This is a genomic window from Paenibacillus sp. P4_A7 (genome assembly GCF_056402455.1).
Window position 1 is genome coordinate 1 of sequence record NZ_JBFUHJ010000476.1, and the last position, 4164, is coordinate 4164.

The window sequence follows — 4164 nt, forward strand, 5'->3', positions numbered from 1 at the left end:
ATGCAAAAGCACTCTTACGTCCTCGCCAGGATGAAGCACTTCCTTCTCAAGCGAACGATAAGTAATCAGCTTCGTTTCACCAACCATAAGTTCTATCATCCACTCGCTGCCACGGAAATGCAATTGCTTTACCCTGGCCTTCATTGTGGCCGATGCTAGCTTAATTTCACCCGGCTTGCCAATTTCAATATATTCCGGACGAATTAACGCTTTTGTTCCTGTACGATTCGCAGCATCCTCAAAGCCCTTGAGCACCTTAACATCATCTACAATTGTTGATTCACCAATGAAGCTTGCCACGAAAGGCGTTTCCGGATTTTTATAAATATCCCACGGGCTGCCCTTTTGCTCCAGCTTACCCTTGCTAATAATCATAATCTCATCAGCCACTTCTATTGCTTCTTCTTGGTCATGTGTAACGAAAATGGACGTAATACCAACACGTTCGATCATTTCCTTCAGCCAAGTGCGCAGCTCTGTACGGATTTTGGCATCGATTGCAGCGAACGGCTCATCGAGCAGCAGCAGCTGCGGCTCTGGCGCCAGCGCCCTAGCGAAGGCTACACGCTGACGTTGTCCGCCCGACAATTGATGGGCATACCGGTGCTCGAAGCCTTTTAGACCCGTAAGCTCAACCAAATACATGACGCGCTCACGAATTTTTTCCTTTGATTGCTTCTTTACATTAAGGCCAAAAGCAATATTGTCATACACGGTCATATGCTTGAATAAAGCATAGTTTTGAAATACGAAGCCGATTCCGCGCTCTTGAGGTGGCAAATCATTGACCCTTTGGCCATGGAAAATAATATCGCCGGAGGAGGGTGTCTCAAGCCCTGCAAGCATACGTAGAATCGACGTTTTACCGCCGCCGCTCGGTCCGAGTAATCCAATTAAATGTCCTTTTTCGATTTCGAAGCTGACATCCTTTACCGCATGGAAATCGCCAAAGCTTTTGCTTAAATTACGTACTTCAATATGCATGGCTTAATGCACTTCCTTTCTTTTCTTTGCCCATTCCATGAGCAGCAGCAGTGCTACCGAAAAAACCGCTAAAACCAAAGCGACACCATTAGCCGCGACAACGTTGAAATTTTCAACGTCTTGATAAACTAACGTCGTTGCGGTCTGTGTCTTATTCATAATATTGCCGGAAACAACAAGCACTGCGCCAAATTCCCCTAGCGAACGCGCTACTGTCAGTACCACGCCATAAATAACGCCCCAGCGAATCGATGGCCATGTTACCTTCCAGAATGTATACCATGAGTAGGCACCAAGTGTAGATGCCGCCTCCTCCTGCTGTGCTCCGATCTCTTGAAGTACTGGCATTACTTCACGAACCATGAGTGGGAATGTCACAAACAGCGTCGCGAGAATCATCCCTGGCAGTGCATATACAATTTTGATCCCAGCATCCTCAAACAATGTTCCGAGTACCGTACTTGGTCCCAAAATAAGAACAATCATCAATCCACCAATTACCGGCGATACCGCAAACGGCAAATCTACTAAACTATTAAGCAGCCTCTTCACCCGCCGCCCAATCCATTCTGCTCGTACGAGATACAAAGCCAGCATAATACCAAACACCGTATTTAAAGCCGTCACGACAACAACAATAATAGCTGTCATCATAAGCGCATGCAGCGACTCCTGGCGAGTGATTCCAGCGACAAAGCCACTCCAGCCGTCTGCCCAAGTTCCAGTGAAAATTTTTACAAGCGGCGTTATGAGTAATATCCCAAACACCATATAGGTTAGCGTTATCCACAGTCTTCTTATCATAGTCCCGTCCTCCTCGACTGAATGAGGTTAACGGTCCACAAAATAAGAAAGGAAAGCGACAGCAGCAGTACCGATACTGCGGCTGCTCCCTGCGGATTACTGCTTTCAATTTCTCCGAAAATATATACTGATGCAATTAATGTTTTTCCTGGTATGTTGCCTGCAACAAGCACGACAGCTCCAAACTCGGCCAAAGCCCTAGAGAATGCCAGCATAGCGCCGCTTGAGATACCTGGAAGTATAGTAGGGAGGATGACGCTAAAAAATGTCTTAGTACGCGAAGCGCCTAACATATAGGCGGCTTCTTCCTCTGATTTGTCCATTTCCTCAAGCAATGGCTGAATGGCACGAATAACGAAAGGAAACGTAACGAACAGCATTGCCACAATGATAGCTGGCTCATGAAAAACAATTTGAAAGCCCAATTTCTCTGCTAAACCGCCTACAAGACTATTCGGTCCAAGCAATAATAGAATCATTAGACCACCTACTGCTGTAGGCAACGCAAAAGGCAAATCAACTAAACTGTTGAGCAATCGTCGACCAGGAAAGCGATAACGAATAAGAACCCAGCCAATCATCGTTCCAAGCAGCATATTAATCAGCGTCGCGATAACAGCTAGCTTCACCGTAAGCAGCACGGATTTTATAGCAAGCGGATCGGAGACACTTTCCCAGAAGGTTAGCCAACCTAGCGAGAAGGACTGGGTATATATTCCGACAATAGGCAGAACAATTAATACAATAAAATAAAGCATGATGGTGCTGCGAAAACCGAAGCTCCATCCTTTTCCACGAAACATGGCATTCAATGTGACATAACCTCCAGACCATCGGCTCGTGCCGTAGGTGTAGCAAAACATTAATAAACACAATTCCTATTAAAATACTAGGTATTGATAATGTAGCACCCAAACTGGGATTACGTCAATTAAAAATTTACAATTTCTGATCCTATCTATAACTTAATATTATGCACACCTTCGACGATATACCCCTAATAATAAGAAAGAGGAGCTAGGCATWATGCCTWGCTCCTCTTTCTTATTATTCACCCTCGATATAGTAGAGACTTTCGCCTTCTGTGATGATAGCCTGTCCCTGCGTCAAATCGGTCATCCATGCGATAAAAGATTCTGTATCACTCGCTTCCGGCAAGCAACGAACGATGACGCGATCGGTAAAATCCGTCCCGCCAACTCGCGTTCCCCTGCCATGAAGCTCATTTTCCAGCTTACCGTACCATGTATAGTCAACATCCACGAGCACTTCTCGATGCAGCACTTTAACGATCTCTTCGGCTGCCTCAATGCCAGCAACAGCTCCGTCCGTATAAGCGCGCACAAGTCCGCCGGCGCCTAACATAATTCCGCCAAAATACCGTGTTACGACAACAGCGACATTTTTCAGGCCCTTATGCTTGATGACCTCGAGAATCGGTTTACCAGCCGTTCCGCTTGGTTCTCCATCGTCAGAGGCCTTCTGGAACTGATCCCGTTCTCCGATAAGGTAAGCCGAGCAATTATGTGTGGCCTGTCGATGAAGAAGCTTGATCTCGTTGATGAAAGCAATTGCTTCTTCCTCCGTCTCTACAGGTTTGGCATAACCAATAAATCGAGACTTCTTTATGACGATCTCCGCATGATCCTGCTGTCTGACCGTTGAATACTTATCCAGCATAGGCTGTGACTCCCGTATACCGATCTTGCCGGTTTATTACAGCCTTGCTTCCAGCTCGGCTTTTTCTTTCTCGAAGCCTGGCTTGCCAAGCAATGCGAACATGTTCTTCTTATATGCTTCAACACCTGGTTGGTCGAATGGATTAACGCCGAGCAGGTAGCCGCTGATTCCGCATGCTTTCTCAAAGAAATACACAAGGTAACCAAAAGTATACGGCGTCATATCCGTAATGTTAACTATCAGATTCGGCACTTGACCGTCTGTATGTGCAAGAAGCGTTCCTTCGAATGCTTTCTTGTTCACGAAGTCCATCGTTTTTCCAGACAGGAAGTTCAGTCCATCAAGGTCATCAGCGTCATGCTCAATTGTGATATGCTCAGCGACTTCATTAACTTGAATGACTGTCTCGAAAATATTACGGTTACCCTCTTGGATAAATTGACCCATCGAGTGCAAATCTGTCGAGAAATCAACAGCCGCAGGGAAGATACCTTTGTAGTCCTTGCCTTCGCTTTCACCGAAGAGCTGCTTCCACCATTCCGATACGAAATGCAATGATGGCTCGTAGTTAACGAGAATTTCCGTTGCTTTACCTTTACGGTAAAGAGCGTTGCGTGCARCCGCATATTGGTAAGCTTCGTTTTCCGCTACATTCGGGTTGCTGTATTCTTTGGAAGCATCAGCAGCCCCTTGCAT

Annotated in this window: 5 protein-coding genes; all 5 read right to left on the reverse strand. The window is 46.0% G+C overall.

The window, feature by feature from the left end:
- Positions 1-984, reverse strand: a 984-nt coding sequence (locus tag AC1DWN_RS29105; RefSeq protein WP_477562371.1) for a sulfate/molybdate ABC transporter ATP-binding protein, incomplete at its 3' end; no start/stop codon positions are given.
- 3 nt (positions 985-987) lie between these two features.
- Entirely contained in the window at positions 988-1785 is a 798-nt protein-coding gene (locus AC1DWN_RS29110; protein WP_477562374.1) for a sulfate ABC transporter permease, read from the reverse strand.
- The gene (gene cysT / locus AC1DWN_RS29115) at positions 1785-2591 is read right to left on the reverse strand and encodes a sulfate ABC transporter permease subunit CysT (protein ID WP_477562375.1); all 807 of its coding nucleotides are present in this window, start codon (positions 2589-2591) and stop codon (positions 1785-1787) included. The genes AC1DWN_RS29110 and cysT overlap by 1 nt, the downstream gene beginning before the upstream one ends.
- Positions 2592-2835: 244 nt before the next feature.
- Positions 2836-3468, reverse strand: coding sequence for a YigZ family protein (locus tag AC1DWN_RS29120; protein WP_477562372.1), 633 nt, complete (start codon positions 3466-3468; stop codon positions 2836-2838).
- A 36-nt stretch (positions 3469-3504) separates the two neighbouring features.
- A partial coding sequence (locus AC1DWN_RS29125; protein ID WP_477562373.1) for a glucose-6-phosphate isomerase occupies positions 3505-4164 on the reverse strand: 660 nt, incomplete at its 5' end.

Bases quoted from the DNA above. Each gene is read 5' to 3' on its own strand.
- cysT (WP_477562375.1), bottom strand. From the start codon at position 2,591: ATGTTTCGTGGAAAAGGATGGAGCTTCGGTTTTCGCAGCACCATCATG.
- AC1DWN_RS29120 (WP_477562372.1), bottom strand. From the start codon at position 3,468: ATGCTGGATAAGTATTCAACGGTCAGACAGCAGGATCATGCGGAGATC.